The 17,745-nt window shown below is 61.5% G+C and carries 13 protein-coding genes; 8 read left to right on the plus strand and 5 right to left on the minus strand.

What is annotated here, in order from left to right:
* Positions 1 to 106 precede the first annotated feature (106 nt).
* Entirely contained in the window at positions 107 to 1,120 is a 1,014-nt protein-coding gene (locus tag D3D01_RS11115; protein WP_121512234.1) for a DUF1616 domain-containing protein, read from the minus strand.
* Positions 1,121 to 1,294: 174 nt separating this feature from the next.
* Between D3D01_RS11115 and D3D01_RS11120 the strand changes: the two genes are divergently transcribed.
* The 7 genes from D3D01_RS11120 (at position 1,295) to D3D01_RS11150 (ending at position 11,638) form a co-directional block, all read left to right on the plus strand.
* On the plus strand, positions 1,295 to 3,355 hold the full coding sequence (locus tag D3D01_RS11120) for a hypothetical protein (RefSeq protein ID WP_121512315.1): 2,061 nt from the start codon (positions 1,295 to 1,297) through the stop codon (positions 3,353 to 3,355).
* A 275-nt stretch (positions 3,356 to 3,630) separates the two neighbouring features.
* Entirely contained in the window at positions 3,631 to 5,319 is a 1,689-nt protein-coding gene (locus D3D01_RS11125; protein WP_121512235.1) for a sodium:phosphate symporter, read from the plus strand.
* 83 nt (positions 5,320 to 5,402) lie between these two features.
* Positions 5,403 to 6,104, plus strand: coding sequence for an ABC transporter ATP-binding protein (locus tag D3D01_RS11130; protein ID WP_121512236.1), 702 nt, complete (start codon positions 5,403 to 5,405; stop codon positions 6,102 to 6,104).
* A gap of 7 nt (positions 6,105 to 6,111) precedes the next feature.
* A complete protein-coding gene (locus D3D01_RS11135; RefSeq protein WP_121512237.1) occupies positions 6,112 to 9,177 on the plus strand; it encodes an FtsX-like permease family protein in 3,066 nt (1,021 codons plus the stop codon).
* An 88-nt stretch (positions 9,178 to 9,265) separates the two neighbouring features.
* Positions 9,266 to 9,541: a hypothetical protein gene (locus tag D3D01_RS11140; protein ID WP_121512238.1), complete on the plus strand. Its 276-nt coding sequence runs from the start codon at positions 9,266 to 9,268 to the stop codon at positions 9,539 to 9,541.
* The gene (locus D3D01_RS11145) at positions 9,541 to 10,635 is read left to right on the plus strand and encodes a DUF4350 domain-containing protein (RefSeq protein ID WP_121512239.1); all 1,095 of its coding nucleotides are present in this window, start codon (positions 9,541 to 9,543) and stop codon (positions 10,633 to 10,635) included. Before D3D01_RS11140 ends, D3D01_RS11145 begins: the two co-directional genes overlap by 1 nt.
* Entirely contained in the window at positions 10,628 to 11,638 is a 1,011-nt protein-coding gene (locus D3D01_RS11150; RefSeq protein ID WP_121512240.1) for a MoxR family ATPase, read from the plus strand. Before D3D01_RS11145 ends, D3D01_RS11150 begins: the two co-directional genes overlap by 8 nt.
* A gap of 14 nt (positions 11,639 to 11,652) precedes the next feature.
* Here the strand turns inward: D3D01_RS11150 and D3D01_RS11155 are convergent, their stop codons facing one another.
* The 3 genes from D3D01_RS11155 to D3D01_RS11165 are packed head-to-tail and all read right to left on the minus strand — an operon-like array spanning position 11,653 to position 14,548.
* Positions 11,653 to 12,606 carry a hypothetical protein gene (locus tag D3D01_RS11155; protein ID WP_121512241.1) on the minus strand — a complete coding sequence of 318 codons (954 nt, stop codon included), beginning with the start codon at positions 12,604 to 12,606 and terminating at the stop codon, positions 11,653 to 11,655.
* A complete protein-coding gene (locus D3D01_RS11160) occupies positions 12,603 to 13,106 on the minus strand; it encodes a hypothetical protein (protein WP_121512242.1) in 504 nt (167 codons plus the stop codon). The genes D3D01_RS11155 and D3D01_RS11160 overlap by 4 nt, the downstream gene beginning before the upstream one ends.
* Entirely contained in the window at positions 13,103 to 14,548 is a 1,446-nt protein-coding gene (locus D3D01_RS11165; RefSeq protein WP_121512243.1) for a DUF58 domain-containing protein, read from the minus strand. Before D3D01_RS11165 ends, D3D01_RS11160 begins: the two co-directional genes overlap by 4 nt.
* A gap of 312 nt (positions 14,549 to 14,860) precedes the next feature.
* Here D3D01_RS11165 and D3D01_RS11170 point away from each other — a divergent pair, with 312 nt between their 5' ends.
* Entirely contained in the window at positions 14,861 to 15,751 is an 891-nt protein-coding gene (locus D3D01_RS11170) for a hypothetical protein (RefSeq protein WP_233563324.1), read from the plus strand.
* A 27-nt stretch (positions 15,752 to 15,778) separates the two neighbouring features.
* Here the strand turns inward: D3D01_RS11170 and D3D01_RS11175 are convergent, their stop codons facing one another.
* The gene (locus D3D01_RS11175; RefSeq protein WP_121512244.1) at positions 15,779 to 16,996 is read right to left on the minus strand and encodes a glycosyltransferase family 2 protein; all 1,218 of its coding nucleotides are present in this window, start codon (positions 16,994 to 16,996) and stop codon (positions 15,779 to 15,781) included.
* Positions 16,997 to 17,745 lie beyond the last annotated feature (749 nt).

The raw sequence follows: 17,745 nt of genomic DNA on the forward strand, positions 1-17,745 counted from the left end.
CGTGAAGCGAACGGTCCGGGAAAATAAAAGCTGTTCGCCGGGTTCGGTGTTCAAGCGGCAGGCAGTGGGACAGTCCCGAGTTACATGGGTTCTACGAGAACACGGGTTAGCCGGTTACGTTCACCCAGAGATGGACTTCCCGGTATGCGGTCGACTGGTCTACGGTGGCAGGCGGTGAGCCACGGTACAGCAGGTACTGGAGCCGAAGCCTGTCGCCAGTCATCCCGGGAGTCACCTCGTGTTGGCGCTGCCAGGTCTCGTTGTGACCTAGCGTCGGCTGGAAGCGCCGCAGCTCCGACCGCTCCCGGACCTGCGTCTCGTTGCCGACGCGCTCGACGCGCTGTAACTCGGCGACAACGGTGTACTCTGTCCGTTCGTGTTCCTGATTGCCGATACCGACAATCAGCGAGCGGCCCTCGCCCTGGCGAAACTCCGTCGGATAGCCGTCAGCGACGAGTTCGCCGTCTTCGTCCTCTGTCAGCAGGTAGAACTCACTGAACCGCTCGCCGTCTTTCGGCACCGTAATGGCGTATCCGACGCTGGCGGCCGCAAGCAGGATGCTCAGGACCAGCAGGACGTTCAGGACTGCGTCTGTCCGTGAAGCCGGCGAGAACAGTTCATCACGGCCGGCACTGAGCCACGTACGGTACGGGACGCGAAACCGTTCGTCAGCGGGCAATGCCCAGCGTCGAACAGCCGCGACAGCAGTCAACACGAGCGTCAGTCCGCTGAGCGAGACGAGAATCGGAAGCAGGCGGATGCCCCACGGCGTGAAGTTCAACACCAGACCGACCAGCGGAACGAGCGCGATACTGAGGCCGAATGAGAGTGCGGTCCGTTCGATACCGTCAATTCCGTCGGCTTGTGGATTCGTACCGTTCTCCTCATCAGCCGTCGGGCCGCTTCCGGCCTCCGGGAACAGCGCCGCGATGAACGCATAGCCGGGAATGAAGAGGACGAACACGAGTCCTGCGCCGATGCGGACTGGGGTGTCGGAGACGACCGGCAGGAGGGCAGCTAGGTTCGTCAGAATCACCACGCCGATAACGCCTGCTAGATCGGCCGGAAGGTGGCGGAGTTGGCGCGGCAGGAGTAGTTTCCACGCCCGGGTTTCAGCCATTGCCAATGAGTCATGTCGGCGCGGTAAAAAAAATAGCTGATTGCTTTGCTTTCTGTCGCAGTACCCGACTGGAACTGCCTCCGGTGAGTCAACCGAACGCATTTTATCAAACCAGCGGAATAACTCGGTGTGTTCCGGAGCCAGTCGTGGGCCGTGTTCATCACCCTCGCAATTATGGGACTTACAGCGGGCGTTGGTGGGGTGACAGCAGTGCAAGCCAACGACGGGGGTCCGGTTCTGGACCGTCAGGTGGAGACGCCAGCGGACAACAATAAGACGCAACAGGAAGACCCGGATTCGGTATCTGACGGGGAGTACAGCGACGAAACGGCTGCCTGGTTAGCGCAGACGCTGGGCGGACGGCTGGAAAACAGCAGTATTGCGCTGTCGAACGACCAGTACGACCGTGCTCGGTCAGTCCTCGGCAACGACTACGACAAACGTCTGGAGCAGTACGTCGAAGTCGCCGGAGACACCTCGTCGGATACGGATGATACCGCTGCGAGGGAGTTCGAGGCTGCACGCGAGAACCAGCGGAATCTCACGGACGAGGTCCAACGGTATCGGCAACAGTACGCGGCGTATCAGACGGCACGCGAACGCGGTAACGAACGCGAGGCCCGCATCACCGCGCGTGCGATGGAGCGAACAGCATCGAGCATTAGTGACAGGAGCGAAGAACTGACCCAGAACCTTGAACAGATTGAGAACGCCACGTCTGTCGACCTCTCCTCAGGACAGAGCGAGATTAACGAGACGACAGAGAACATTGCGGCAACGCAGGCGGAGATCCGTGAAGAGACACTCGTCGGCACGACGCTCACGGTTCAGGCGATAGATGCGACTGCATCCTTTCGCGACCCCGGAACGGTCTCCGGGCGGATACAGACTGAGAACGGCACGGTCATCGACGACGAAGCAATCGAACTCAGGATCGAGAACCGGACACGGACTGTGCAGACTGATTCGAGCGGCGTGTTTGAAACGCGGTACCAGCCACGCTCAGCCAGGCTCGGGTCACAACCCATCGCAATCGAGTACGTTCCGGACGCTGACTCGGTGTACCTGTCCGACAACGACACGTTCACCATTGAGGTACAACAGGTAACCCCGGACGTGACGAGCGACATTGCACCGGACGTGGTGGGATATGGCGACCAACTCAATGCCACGGCGTCCGTGATAGTCGCGTCGGACGGTGTCGATGCGGTCCCGGTTGAGTTTGCTATTGGTGACACTGTCATTGCACGGACGACGACCGGACCGAACGGCACCGTCACAGAAACGATCCGACTCCCGACGACGGTAAACGACGGGGAGCGTCAGGTCGTCGCCCGGGTTCCGTATGCAGACCGAGCGATTGCAGGCGTCCAGTCGGAGACCCCTGTTGTCGTCGTCGAGACTCGAACGAACCTCTCAGTGAGTGCATCACGCACGGATGGCGGGGCTCTCGTCAGAGGGCAACTCCAGACCGTTGCTGGAGACCCTGTGATTGGTCGCCCGGTACGCCTGCAGATCGGTGCTGGCGGAACACAGCGGGTCGAGACGAACCGGAACGGGTCGTTCCAGACCGTTTTCGAGAATCCGCAGAGCAACGAGTCCGTTACTGTTACGGCCACGTACGACGAGCCGAGGACAAACCTCGGTAACGCGACTGCAACGGCGACGCTGGCGGCCGGGTCCGGCGGCGGCAACCCACCGGTTGGCTCAGACGGGAACCCGGCAGCAGCCTTCGGGAACGCGGTTATGGGCTCCAGCTGGCTGCCCGTCTTCGGCGGCGGGGTAGCGCTTGCGGTTGTCGTCGCCGCTTGGTTTGTCGTGCCACGGGTCCGCCAATCCCGGGAGACAGACTCGCCTGTCCCGACGGAGACGGGTGACACGTCAATGACTGACCCTAACCCATCGGCGACGTCGTCAGACGAAACGACGCCGACGTTCGAGGACCGCGCCGAATCGTATCTGGACAGCGGGAACTACGACGCCGCAGCGATGGTCGCGTACACCGCCGTTCACGACGTGCTAGCAGTAGAAAACGGGATTGACGAAGGGGCAACGCACTGGGAACTCCTCCAGCGGAGCCAGGAGCACGGCGTTCCAGAGGACCGGATGGCAGATCTCGAAACAGTGGTCGAAACCTTCGAGACCGCAGCGTTCGCGCCGACATCAGTCGACCGGTCACAGGCCGAAGCGGCTGTGGACCGCGCCCGCGAGATCAAGTCGAACGGGGACCGCTGACCGTCCAGTCCCTGGCCTTCGTTGCTGTGGTCCGAATTCTGTTTGGAACTGCTGTCTTCAGCGCGCACCAGCGGAAACGAGTACGCGTACGAACTGTTGAATCTGATAGTGGCAACCCGGCAGTCGTGGTTCGTTGGTGTCGGGGTCGACGGGTCGGCGGCCATCGCTACCGACAACCCAGGGACGCCCATGTAAACTCAGACGAGGACAGTAAACACGACGGGGCCGACGAAATGCGGTAACTATCTTACACCCACCCGCTGTAGGACCCGCCAATGAGTGACGGCCGGACGGGGCGAGTGCTGCTCATCGTGGCTGTGCTGGCCGTAGCAGTCGCGGCCCGACTGACGACGCTTCACTGGACACCGTTGCCCTCGACGCTAGACGGATTCGGCTACGTCGCTCTGGCGAGAGACACACTTCGGACGGGGAGCTTTCCGCTCACACGGTTCCGCGCGGACAACATCGTATTTACCGCTGTGCTGACGGTCGTCGGCGCACTCACCGGTGAACGGCCGCTGTACATCGCCCAGCCGGTCGTCGCGGTCACCGGTGCAGCGTCCTGTCTGACCGCGATGGCGCTAGTCAAACGCCTCGCGCAGACGGGTCGCTGGCGTTATTCGCGGACGACGCTGGCGATGGGCGTGGTCGGGATGGGGCTCGCGGTGGAAGGCATCTATCTCCGACGGACCGGACAGACGGACGAGGAGGCGCTGGCGTTCCTCTTGCTCCCGCTGTTTGCGATTGCCGTCCACCGGTTGCTCACGACGGAGCGATACCGACGTCGATGGGGGGCGGTTGTGGTCGTCCTGTTCGCTGTCTTCCCGCTCTTGCATACGTTTAGTTCACTCATCGCTGCGCTGGTGCTGACGGGGGTGTTAGCCGCCCATCTTGCCCGGATTCCGACCCGCCGTGACGCTGTTACTGCCCTCGCTGTCGTCGCGGGCTTCTGGGTGTACATGTGGGGGTACTATCGGATCGCAGAACGCTCGCTTCTGGAGGTCCCGTACGTCGACCGCGTCAGCGCGTATCCGGGCCTGTTCCTGGCCTGGGTCGTCCTCCTCGTGGCGACGCTGGTCTGGTTCCAGCGGACGAGCGCTCGCCTCCAGCGCGTGACTATCGGCGGCGCGGTCGGGCTCTGGTTCCTGACGCTCGGTGCGAACGCGGTACAGACCGTGTTTCCCGGGACACAGACCACGCCGACTGGCCTCCTAATATTAGTCGCAGCCTTCGCCGTTCCGGTTGTGTTTGCGGTCGTCGGCCTGCCGCGTGCGAGCCGCGACCGTCGACTGATCGGCCCGGTCGTGCTGGCGTTGCTGCTGGCGCCAATCGTCATCGTGTACTTTTCGCTGACCGCTTCGCTGACGCCGGAGTACTACGGGACAGCGCTTCGCGGACAGACCTTCGTCCATCTCCCTCTGTTCGTCCTCGCCGGCATCGGCGTCGCGTCGGTCGCCTATCGGCGGTCGATGTCACCGGACGGCGGGCTTAGAACGGCACGGACACACAGCCACCGACTCGCAACCGTTGTGACGATCATCGTCGTGGTTGCTGCGGTTGCGACGATGCCCATCGCGTTCGTCAATCTCGACACGCTGGCGTTCCCGACCGGAGCGACCGAATCGCAGTTCGCGGCCGCGACGTTTACTGCGGACCACGTCGACGAGCAGTGGGCGTCCGACCACCCGTTCAGCCGTATCGTCGACTTGTACTATCCGGGTGCGTCCAACGGAACGTACCAGCCGACTGCTCGGTGGCTCGGTGGTGGTGCGGAACCTAACTGCCCGACGCTATCGCGGGCGTCGTGGGGGACGACCGGAGCGCACCTGTTCCCAGCAGGGAGCGAGAAGACCACGCCCGCGGCGCTGGAGGAGTGGCGCTACGAGAACGACGTGGTCTATGACACGCGCGGTCTCGACTCGGTGTACCTCGTTCGGCCTGGCGGGAACCAGACGAGTTGCTGAGCGCACATGGCTTGGCCCTCGTCCCTGTTTCTCCCGGGTATGTAACCGTGGCATACAATACGAGGCCGGCAGAAAGGCCGACAATGACTGACCCCGTCCTCGTCGGCTCGGAGCTGTGTGTCACACGACGGGGGACAACGATTCTCGACGGCGTCTCACTCACGGTCGGGTCCGACGCGGCACTGCTCGTTCAGGGACCGAGCGGGGCCGGGAAGTCGACCCTGTTCAACGTCCTCGGGCTGCTAGAACCCCCGTCTAGCGGACGGTTGGAAGTCGACGGTCGGGACGCGAGCACCCTGTCCGAACGCCAGCGCGCGAGCCTTCGGCGGACAACGCTCGGGTTCGTTTTTCAGGACTTCCAGCTCATCGGCGACCTGACCGCCCGCGAGAACGCGTCGCTCCCGCAGGAGCACGCGGGCGACCGCGACTCAGACTGGCTGGACACGCTGTTTGAGCGCCTTGGAATCACCGGGCTTGAACACCAGTATCCTGCGACGCTGAGCGGCGGCGAGAAACAGCGCGTCGCCATTGCGCGCGCGCTCGCAAACCGCCCCGAAATTATCCTCGCCGACGAGCCGACCGGGCAGCTGGACCCGGACACAGCCGAGTCGGTGCTAGACCTCCTGTTCAGCATGAAGGAATCGACGGAAACCGCTCTCGTCGTCATCAGCCACGACCTACAACTGGCACAACGGTTCGACGAACGGCTGTTCATCCGCGGCGGCACGCTCGTTTCTGATACCGCCTCGACGCCGGACGCGAGCCCGTCCACGGAGACGAACTAACGAACCGATGGGATACCGAAACGCCCTCCTGTTTCGCTGGTCCAGACGGGATCGGCTCACGGTCGTCGTCGTCGCCGTAACGGCCGCGTTTCTCATCGGCACGGTACTGCTGTTGTTCACTGCCGTCACGTACTCGGAAACGTTCGCTGAGCCGCTTGCGAACTCCGGGACTGTCACCTACCACGACGCCGAAAACGGCCCACCAGAACCCAGCGGGGATGTCACCGTGCTCCCGTCAGCGACGGCGACGGTAAACGGGACCGACGTTCGTCTCGTCGGTATCCCGCCCGATACGCCACGCGTGCTCATCGAAGGGTCGGCTCAGTGGCAGGAGGGTCGATTACCGACACTTCCGGACGGTGTTGACGGCCGGGGACCGGTCCCCCAGCAGCGAACTCGGGCGATCAACGGGTCGAACGGCACCGTTTCGCTCACTGTCGTGCCACAGGAACGGGGGACGACATTCCTCTCTAATCAGTGGTACGTGACGAACGCCTCGACTGCACGGCAGGTCGGCGTCACCGGCTACTTCGTCGTCGATCATAGCCCGAGCGGAACCGGGCTGGGGAGTCTGCCCAGCGAGGGAGCACCGCTGGTCAGCGCGCTCCTGTATGTCCTCGGCGGTCTGGAGCAGGTCCTCTGGGCGCTTGGTATCGCCGCGGCCGCCGGCGGACTGCTGGTCCTCATCGTCGTCTACAACGTCACGCGGATGAGTGTCCGCGACCGACTCGACGCGATCCGGGTCATCCGCTCGACCGGCGCGTCGGGGTGGCGCGTGGGACTCCTGTTTACGCTCCGCGCTGGTCTCCTCGTGACCACTGGCGTTGTTCTGGGCTACGCGGTCGGACTCATTCTGATCAAGGCGCTTGTCAACGTCGCCATTTACGTTGGACTCCCAATCGCGCTCGATATCACCGTCACCGGGCAAAGCGCCACTGTTGTCGGTGTCGTCGCCGGCATATTTGTTCTGATGGGGCTGGTGGCCGGCGCGCTCGCGGCCTATCCGGCGGCGACTCGCCCGCCGGCTGCCCTCGGGGACCGTCATACTCAATCCGGGCAGTCCGGGCAGTCGGGGCTTGCGAGGGTCCGGCACTGGCTCACACCGACGTTCCTCTCGTGGCGCTCGGTCGTCCCGACGGCGGCGACGCTGACCGTGTTCGGCATCACGTTCCTGCTGGTCGTCTCACTGGCCGGCCTCGCATCTCCGCTCGGAGGCGGGGCGGGCGGCTCCGGGACCATCACCGAAGCCGGCGCGCCCCACCCGCTGAACAGCCGCCTCGATGCCGACTACGCCTCGGCTCTGCGGGCCGACGGGACACCGGCCAGCCCGGAAATCATCTACGCGCAGGTCTCGGACGGCCAGCCGTACATGGCCCACGGGGCGGAGTACGACGCGTTCGCGAACGTCACCGGTGCCACGCTGGTCGAAGGCCAGCGACCACAGCGGTACGACGAGGCCGTCATCGGGAGCGACCTCGCACGGACGCTTGATGTCGGGGTTGGTGACGAACTGACCGTCAGTGGGAGCGTCAAGCCCGGAGTCCGCCGGGTCACCGTCGTCGGACGGTACGACGCCGCTAGAACGCTCGATGACCTGCTCATTCTGCCGCGTGATTCCGCAGCCGACCTGGCGACCGGACCGGGGCAGGTCCACATGATTCGCGTGAAAGGGTCGGTCGCAGGGATCGACGATGCTGGCGGTGTCGCTGCCAACCAGTCGGGCGCTGTCGTGACGGGGCTGTCAGGCCCGGGACACGTCACGGAGGGCGATACAGTCAATCTCACCGTCACCGTCCGAAACGTCGGTACCGAACGTGCGGACCGGGATGTCACAGTCCGGTATCGAGGCGAGCAGCGGACTACAACGGTGGCAGTCCCGCCGGGACAGGAACGGAGTGGCACTGTCTCCTTTACCGCGTCGAAGCAGGGGACCGCAAACGCTACTGCCGGGGAGTACACCCATTCAGTGTCAGTCGTCTCACCGAACACTATCGAGATACCGAACCAGCTGCCGTCACAGGCCCCGCCCGGGTCGGGGCTCTCCGTTCCTGTCGTCAAGAAAACTGGAGCGCGGGTTTCGAACGCCACTGTCACAGTGAACGGACCGTCGGTCAGAACTGGGTCGAGCGGTGTCGCCGTCGTTCCCCTGCCACGCGAGCCGGGGAATTACACGATAACGGCCCGTTCCGGAACCCAGACGGCGACACACGACATTCAGATTGTCCGTGGAACTGAGCGGGAACTGTACGGGGAGCTGTCGATATCGCCGTCGTCAGGGTCGGTCTTGACGACGCCAACGCTCAGGGTCGGGCTCGCAAATCCCTGGCAGGAACCGATCACACGCACTGTGGGCGTCATCGGTCCCGGTGTCTCCCGAAACCGGACCGTCTACATGCCACCCGGAAACGTCACGCAAACGCGGTTCTCTCCGGATAACGGACGCAGTCAGCCCGGAACGTACACCTACCGGATGACAGCCAACGGGACCACCCTCGCCACAGCGGAGTACGAGGTGACCGGCGACAGTCGGTTGGCATCTGCGGTGGCAAGTAGCGGGTCGTACGCGTCTGGCACGCCCATCGAACGGTCTGTCGAGGGCGTGTTCGGGAACGTTCAGTTGATTCTCGGTGTCCTTGTCGTCCTCTCGGCGCTGAGTACCGTCGGCAGTACCACGGCGACGTTCGCACAGGGGGTCCACGCGCGTCGGCAGGCCATCGGCATCCACCGCTCGACCGGCGCGACGCAATGGCGGATTCTGCGGACAATTCTGGCCGACATCGCTCGTATCGCGATTCCGGCGACCGGCCTCGCGCTTGGCCTGTCAGTCGTTGCATTACAGCTGCTGGAGCGGGCTGGCTGGCTCGTCTTCTTCGGGTTCCGCCTCTCCGCGCGGACTCCGCCGGCCATCCTCGCAGCGATATTCGTCGGCGGCGTCTTGCTCGCCCTGTTCGGTGCCCTCGTCGCAACGGTGCCGTATCTGACAGCGTCACCGGTTTCGTTGCTCCCGAGCGGCGACCGAACGCGGACGCCCGATGACGATTCGGTTACCGAAAGACAGTCTAGCGACGACTGACTCTCACTGCTAGGTTGTCAAATAAGCCACTCCCTGCTGGCGGCTGTCGGTCGGAACTTTGACTGTCTGCCGACAAGAACGCCGTTGTATGGCGACCCGACAGCGCCAGCAGTTCATTTACGGGCATCTCATGTGGGTGCTTGGTAGTATCCTCGTGTTGACCCTGCTGGATGCGCTGACGCTGGAGCTGTTTTTCGTCGTCTCGCTGATCGGGTTTCTCGTCACAGTCGAGTTGGTCGCACCGCAGACCGTCTCGCCGCGCTGGCGGCGACGACTCTGGTGGCTTATCGGAATCGGTCTGGTGGGCTTTGCCTACGTAGTCATCAAACGGGTCCTTGCGATTCTACCGCCGGGGCTGGTCTGATGGCGCTGACACCGCTCTCTGAGGACTCCCGGCTGCCATCGCTCACGCTCCCACAGCTACTACTCGCCGCCTACACCGCCCTCACGGTCATCGCACTCGTCTACGCTGCGAGCACGTCCTCAGCAGCGTTCGGTGCGTATAACTCACAGTGGGACGGGACAGACGAACTCCGAACCGTCGCAGCCGACGCTGGTGCAAACGTGACTGTCGGAACGAATGTGAGTCAGTATCAGGCCAGTGACCCGGACGACACCGTTGCAGTTGTTCTCTCGCCGGCGGAGCCGTACTCGTCCAGCGAGCGGACACGAATCGCTGAGTTCGTCCGGAGCGGCGGGACACTCGTCGTCGCCGACGATTACCGCCCACACGGAAATGCCCTGCTTGCTGCTGTCGGGGCGGAGGCACGCTTCGACGGCCGTCCAGTGTATGACAACCGGAATTACTACCGGAACGCCTCGCTCCCGGAAGCGACGCCCGTCGGCAACTACCCGGAGACGGCGGGTGTCGATACTATCGTCCTCAACTACGGCACGACTATCAGGGCCGGCAACGCGACGACGCTCGTCACCACCTCCGAATACGCCTATCTCGACACCGACGGCAACGGCGAACTCGACGGCGAGGAGCAGTTAGCGTCTCGGCCCGTTGTCACGAGCGAATCGGTGGGTGACGGTCGAGTCATTGCCGTCAGTGACCCGAGTCTCTTCGTGAATGCGATGCTTGAACGCGGTGACAACCATCGGTTTGTCAGGAATCTCGTTGCCGACCACGATACGGCACTGCTGGACTACTCGCATGCCGGTAGCGTTCCGCCAGTGGCCGCTGCCGTCCTCGCCATGCAGCGGTCAGACGTGCTGTTACTGTTCTGTGGCGTCGTGCTGGTCGGGGCGCTATTCGCGTACGACCGCCGTCTCGACGAGTCTCTCCGGGACCGATTCCGCGAAGAGAGGGGCAGCGAACCGAACCCACACCTGTCCCGGGAGGGCGTCAAGAAGTATCTCAGAGCCCGTCACCCGGACTGGGAGGCCGCTCAGGTGGAGCGAGTAACGGAAGCCGTTATTAAACAGCGGCCCGAACGTCAACATAATGACTGATCCGTCGGTACTATACGACCGTCTCAAAGAGGAGACGGACACAGTTCTTATCGGCAACGAGCAGATTCTTCGACACATTACTGTCGCAATGCTCACACGCGGTCACGTGCTTCTGGAGGGGGTCCCCGGCGTCGCGAAAACCACGATTGCCACGCTCGTCGCCAACGCGACTGACCTCCAGCACTCCCGGGTCCAGATGACGCCTGACCTGCTCCCGGCGGATATCACTGGCACGACGGTGTATCACCAGCGAAACGGGGAGTTCGAACTGCAGAAAGGGCCGGTGTTTACCAATCTGGTCATCGCTGACGAGATCAACCGCGCTCCGCCGAAAACACAGAGCGCACTCCTTGAAGCAATGCAGGAGGGGCAGGTCTCTATCGAAGGGTCGACACTCGAACTCCCGACGCCGTTTACCGTCGTTGCGACGATGAACCCGCTTGAGATGGAAGGGACGTTCAAACTCCCGGAGGCACAGCGCGACCGATTCCAGATGAAACTCGTCACTGAGATTCCCGATTCCGATGAGGAGCGTGCAATACTGGATCGGTTCGACGCGAACCCGACGCTCGATGCGGACTCTATCTCACAGGTCATCTCCCGGGACGAACTTCTGGACGCTCGGGCAGCAGTTCCTGAGACACACATCGAAGACAGCATCAAGGAGTACATTCTCGCGCTCGTCGGCGCGACCCGGGACCACCGAAACGTCGTTCACGGGGCCTCACCGCGGGCGACACTCGCACTGCAGAATACAGCCAAAGCGGTTGCTTGTCTGAACGGCCGAAAATATGTCATTCCGGACGACGTGAAAGAGATGGCGCTCCCGGTGTTGCGTCATCGTCTCATTATGAGCAGTGACGCCGAACTAAGCCAGATCAGTGCCGAAACAGTTATCGAAGAGATCCTTCAGTCGACCACGCCGCCGGGGTCCGACACCGATCACAGTGCAGGCGTCGAAACGGCAGTTGGTGACGGCGGAACGAAACGCGAGTCCGAATAGCGCCCGGACCGCAGTTAGTCGGTTTCCGGAGTCGGTGCCATCTCCTGTTCTGGGGTCGCCGCGTCACTGGACTGTGTCGACGGTTGTTCGGGTGTGTCCCACGAAACGGTCACGACACCGCTGAACCGGTCGTCATCGCGCGTATCGACGGTCACCGGTCGATCGAGGCCTGTGGCAAATCCCACCGCAAGCAGGGACACCACTGGGTGATCTAGCTGGTGAATATCGCCGAACGCCGGATTGTCGATAGCGATAGAGGCGGTTCGGTTCTCGCTATCGATTTCGATCGTCGTGTCATCAACGAGTTCGAACTGCTCGGACAGGGCTGCAGTCAGCTGTGTCGCCATGGCATCGGGACCGGTACCGAACGTGCCCGACATCGCCTGCTCGAACTCGGTGTATAGCCGGTCACCAGTCGGGGGAAGCGATATTCCCTGTTCTGCCTCAACGCCCGTGACGAACAGTTCTTCTAGCTGCTCTGGGTCGGGGACCGCGTACTCGACGTGCTGGGGGACGAACAGGCGCGCAGCCGTCTCCGGATGGGATGCTGTTGGGACATATATCCTCTCAGTCTGGAGTTCCAGCTCGCTGACGAGGTGCTGTTCGACATCTGCCAGCGTGTTGAACACCGTATCACTGACCGACGCCGAGACGAACCGCTCGGGGGTGAGATAGAACGTGACGATGCCGGCAAACACACCGGTCCCACCGAACGCGATGAAGATGGTTTGCAGGGCCGGAAAGACAAACGCCGCGACGAGAGACAGTCCACCGACTGCGAAAAAGCCTACTGCGGTCCGTCTGAACGTTGCTCGCCTCGCGCGTGCGTACGATTCACGTAATCGACGGTTTTCCTCCCGCAATACTTCAAGCTCCGCTTCGAGTGTCTGACGGTCCCGCACAACATCGGCTTGTTGGTCGGTGTCATCTGCTGTCATATCCGGTTTCGAGGGCGCAGGTTGACTCATTGGAAATCACGATCCGAAGCGATGTCTGCAGTCACGATGTCGAGTTCTATCAGCAGATAGCGATGGAGCAGATAGCCGACGATGGCAGTTCCGACGAGGATGGCGAACCCAACCCTGAGGGGGTCTATGGTCCAGCGCCAGACCGACAGCCAGACGAAGCCGCCGAGCAGCGGCACGACAAGTGCGACGAGGCTGCTGGCGACTCGACTGTCAGGCGTCTCGGTAGCCACCGAAAGCAATGTGAGGAACAGGCCGCCTTCGACAAGGGCGAGTGATAGCAGTGACGGCGTCTCAACTGTGACGAGTGCTATCTGTCCAAGCACGACCGCGAGAACGGCTGTTCCGGACAGGTAGAGGCCGCCGAGGACAACACCGATGAGGCCAAGCCATACCGGTCCATCCAGGAGAAGCCCTCCTGTTGCTCCGACGATACCAAGCAGGCCGAGCACGGTGGGCAGTGCTCGGCGCGACCGTCCCATCGAGTTCAGTGCTGTACTCATGCGTACCCCCGCTGGTTTGTGTTGGCTGGGCCGGCGGACAGAATAGTCGAGATCTGGTCTAGGGGCCCGACCTCGTAGGCCGTCACCGAGTCGATTTCGTTCAGCTCACGCCGGAACTGGTCGAAGGTCCGATACCGTTCGTAAGCGGTATCGAGGTCGGTGAGGCGGTCGGTATCGAAAGCCACCGATGGAGTGATGAACACAACGACCTCCGTTGCGTTGCGTCTCGCCTGGCCGACTGTGTTCCGCAGTTCGCTCGGGCTGCTGTCGTCTGTACAGATAACTAACAGGTCCGCACTACGTATTTCGTGTGGGGCCGCCTGCAAACCGTTGTACAGCGGTTGATTGGGGAGATGTCGTTTCGATTCGGTAGCGTCTCGATACGCGAGCAGCACCGTTTCCATCGGCGATTGTGTGTCGGCTGCTGGATTCACCGCCCCCGTTACTCTTCCGGTGGCAGCCGCCGTTGCGGGGGCTGTTGCCGGCGTTTCAGCGTTGGCGTCGAGGTCGTTGATCCGGTGCTGGCACGACCTGTAGGCCTCGGTTCTCGCCACTGGAACTCTCGTTTCCGTTACGCCCGCGTCGCCGATAGTGACGTAACCCAGCGGATCGCGGGTCGTTTCGGCACGCTGCTGGAACGCCGCGGCGACCGATTTGAGGTGTTCTAGCTTCGTGTTGCCAGGTGCACCATCGCCCAGCGTCTGACGGTGGTCAAAGATGAGGACCACGCTACGGTTCCCCTCGGCTTCGTAATTGCGGACGTGCGCCTCGTCGAGTCTGGCAGTCGCCTTCCAGTCGACGTATTTCAGTGCGTCGCCCGGGACGTACTTCCGGATTTCCTCGGCCGAGAGGCCACCTGTCCGCCCGCGGGCATCGTGTTCGCCGACACTGCGTAGCAGTTGTTTCCCACCCTGCCCAACGTGAATCGGGCCGACTGACGGTGCCTCGACCAGTACTTCGGGACCTGGTGCCGTCGCGAACGATTGGGTAAACAGCCCGGTGCCGTCGCTGACCGTCGCTGTGGCTCCGGGAATGGTATACTCTCCGACAGTCTCCCAGGTGAGCGGAAGTGTCACCGACGCCAATTGCATCGATGTACCGAGAGTGACCGTTGAATCGGGGCCCGCTTCCATCTGCGCTACGAGTGGAATCTCTGTCTCGACGGAGAGCGGCAGGTGATCGCCGGCGGTGTCAACTGATGCTTCGAGAGTGTACGTCGTTTCGGCGCCGGTCTGTACCCGGGCCCGGTCGAGTGACTGGGTCACCGTGAGATCGTCCCTGAGCTGTGAGACGCCACGAACGAACGCAAACTGCATTGCGAGTAGCCAGCCTGTGAGCCCGACAGCACTGACCACCAACAGGGGTGCATCAAGCACCCCACCACCCACGAGGAGACTACCAGCAGCAGTGACCGCGAGCCAGAACCGTCGGGTGACACGCATTGCCTTCCGTTACTGAACCGAGCCCATTGAAGATACCGACAGCCACAGCCGGAGACCACTGCGTTATGATCGTTTCTGATATCGAAATTGATATTGATATTTGGGGAATTACCTTCTTAACCAGTAATTGAGAATATTGGCGTATAGGTACCATCTATGTCTATTCTAACTCGAATACTGGGAACCTGTATAGGTGCAGTTTCCAAAATCAATCTTAATACTGAATCTAAAAAACCGGGTAACTGTGCCGACACCAGCCACCGCTGGCTCCGTACCGTAGCGCTGGCTCGTTTCGGCGCCGTTGGCCTCGTCATGTTGCTTCTCGCTGGTGTCGTGCTTCCAGCCGCCGGGGGGCCGCCGCAGGTGAACACTGCTAGCGGTGGTGGGGCCAATACGCCAAGCGCGCAGCAGATACAGGCCGACCCGGATGCCACTGATACAGACGGAGACGGGTTATCCGATTCGCTAGAGCGGTCCGTTTACGATACCGACCCGACCAATGCGGACACGGACGGCGACGGCTATCCGGACGGCATGGAAGTCCGCTGTGGACAGGCGATTCCCGATGCGGACCCGCTCCGAACGGACATCTACGTGGAGGTTGATTCCACGGAGTCAACGACGCTCAGCGAGCCGGTCCAGACGTCCATCGTCGAGACGTTCGAGAAGGCACCTGTTTCGAACCCCGACGGCTCCACTGGAATCGATATCCATCTCGTCACGGACGACACGAACCTCTCGGCCAACGGGACGGTTTACTCGAAATCCCGCGCTGGGGCCGGAAACGACATCTATGACTTCCGGGCCAACCACTCGCAGCACCGGTCTGACGGCTATTACTATGTCCTGCTCACCGACGATGTCGCCTACAACGGGGACGACTACTTCGTCGGTGCGGGACGACCTGAGGTCGCGGCGATGGAGCGGTTCGATTCGACGAAACTCACCGCTTCGCTGTTCATGCACGAATTCGGGCACGCGATGGGCCTCGACGCCCATCAGGACGGCATTGACGAGGAGCGCTACTCCCAGACAGAGTACGATAGCGTGATGAACTACAACGGGCTGTACAGACAGCTCACCTATTCGAACGGTACCGACAGCGTGGGCCGAAACGAGTGGCAGTTCGTTGCCGAGAACCGAACACAGCCCGACGTTGCGTGTGCGGAGAACGCGTGCTCTAGCAGATGTACGCGGGCCTGATTCGTTCGAAAAAGGGATAACCGACGGTTAGCTGCTGTCTGCGAGCATACTCATGAAGAACGACCCGAACACGGTCTGTAGTCCGAGTACTACGACTGTCGAGGCCAGCAGGGTCGCTGTGGCTGACGGCAATGCCGCTTCGCCGACGAGCAGCCACTCTCCGAACACACTCCCGAGGTACAGAATCCCGACTGCAGCCGCGAGAATGCCGATGGACGCGCCGTGTTCCAACTGGAACTGCTCCCGTATCATCCCGACGAGTACACCATCGGGTTTGTTTATCGGGTTCGCGGCAATGGAGCTGAACAGTGCGAGCGTCCAGACCTGATACCCGACGATTGCCAGCAGCGACCCGCCCACCATCGTCTGTATCCCGAAGTTGACGCCACTGATCGACAGCTGGGCGATTGACAGTGACATCAACAGTGCCCCGGCAGAGACGAGCAACAGGGCCGGATACGAGAACAGGTACTCAGGCGCGTTCACGAGCATGAAACGGACGTGTCGCCAGCCGTCACTGAAACTGTCGAGCGTTTCCTCGCCTTCACGCTCGTGGTAGATAATCGGGACCTCCTCGATGGTGAGGTCGTTCGCGCCGGCTTCCATAATCATCTCGCTGGCGAACTCCATGCCGGTCGTCTCTAGCTCTAGCGTTTCGAGCGCGTCCTTGGTGAACACGCGGAACCCGCTGTGGGCGTCGCTGACACCGGCCCCGTAAAACGTGTTCAGGAATCGTGTCAACAGTGGATTGCCGACGTATTTGTGTAGCGGCGGCATCGAACCGTCCCGAATCTCTCCCTCAAGTCGACTCCCCATACAGATATCCGCGTCGCCGTTCTTCACGGGATCGAGAAGCTGCGGAATCATCTCGAAATCGTACGTCGTGTCAGCATCGCCCATCGCGATGTACTCTCCCCGCGCCTTGCCGAACGCATAGCGATACGCATAGCCATAGCCCGGTTCATCGGGGGTCACGACTGTCGCCCCTCGCTCGCGGGCTAACTCCGGTGTCGCGTCGGTCGAACTGTCGCTGACGATAATCTCAGTCGGGACGCGCAACTCGGATACCGCTGTTTTGATCCGGTCGATACACTCAACGATTCCTTGCTCTTCGTTGAGAGTCGGCATCACGACGCTCAAAACCGGCGTGACTTCGCTATCCGGTGTGACGAGAAACTCGTCTGCGGTCTTGGCTGCAATCCCCTGTTTATCCGCTTGATTTGCCTGATTTGCTTGTATTGTCATTCCCGTACCTCGGCTGTAACTGGTGCGTCTAGTAGCATGCACTCTCCACTCCCCTGGTCGGCTTTCTGCGAATACGGCTAGTAGGCCCCATTTTATCTGATGTCAATGGCTAACTTCTGACAGGTACCGCATAGTTCCCACACAGAATGTCATGTCAAAGCAACATATAATAAAGCTGTTGGGTGAGGTAATTCATAATTAATAACAATGTTTGGCACGAAGCCGCTCATATCTCCCTGATTGGTCACAACTTCTTCGCACCATGACGGTATTGTGTAGTGAGCACCTATCAGTAAGGCACACTATTCAGGCACTAATGTACGTTGTGAATCATGCATTTATCAGATTAGTATCCTGTATCAGCGGCGTGCTTTAGTTGCAGATATATCAGACAATATGAACTAGCTACTAACAGGATGCCACGACGGGAAGAGTCGCAGTACGCCGGAATTGATGCTCAAAGACAGGTGTGAGGGCCTCGACTATCGCCTACGGTCGCTGGAACTCGTCAAATCTGATTGATACGCTTCAGAGACGCCCTGATGCCGTGTGCCAGCTGACTGCCCCAGGGCGACTCGGTTGCCGGGGTGTCTCACACTGGGCGGCGAAGTCGACTCCGGATTTCGCCGCCAACAGCGTGTACTCGTGGCAGCCGGTTCTCCGATGCGCTGAGCAGCGTTGCGACGCTTAATCCAAGGACGTAAACAGCTCCTAAAAGCATGATAACTGAGATGTCCTTACTGAACCGG

It is taken from the genome of Haloarcula sp. Atlit-7R, from assembly GCF_003666065.1.
Lineage (GTDB): Archaea > Halobacteriota > Halobacteria > Halobacteriales > Haloarculaceae > Haloarcula > Haloarcula taiwanensis.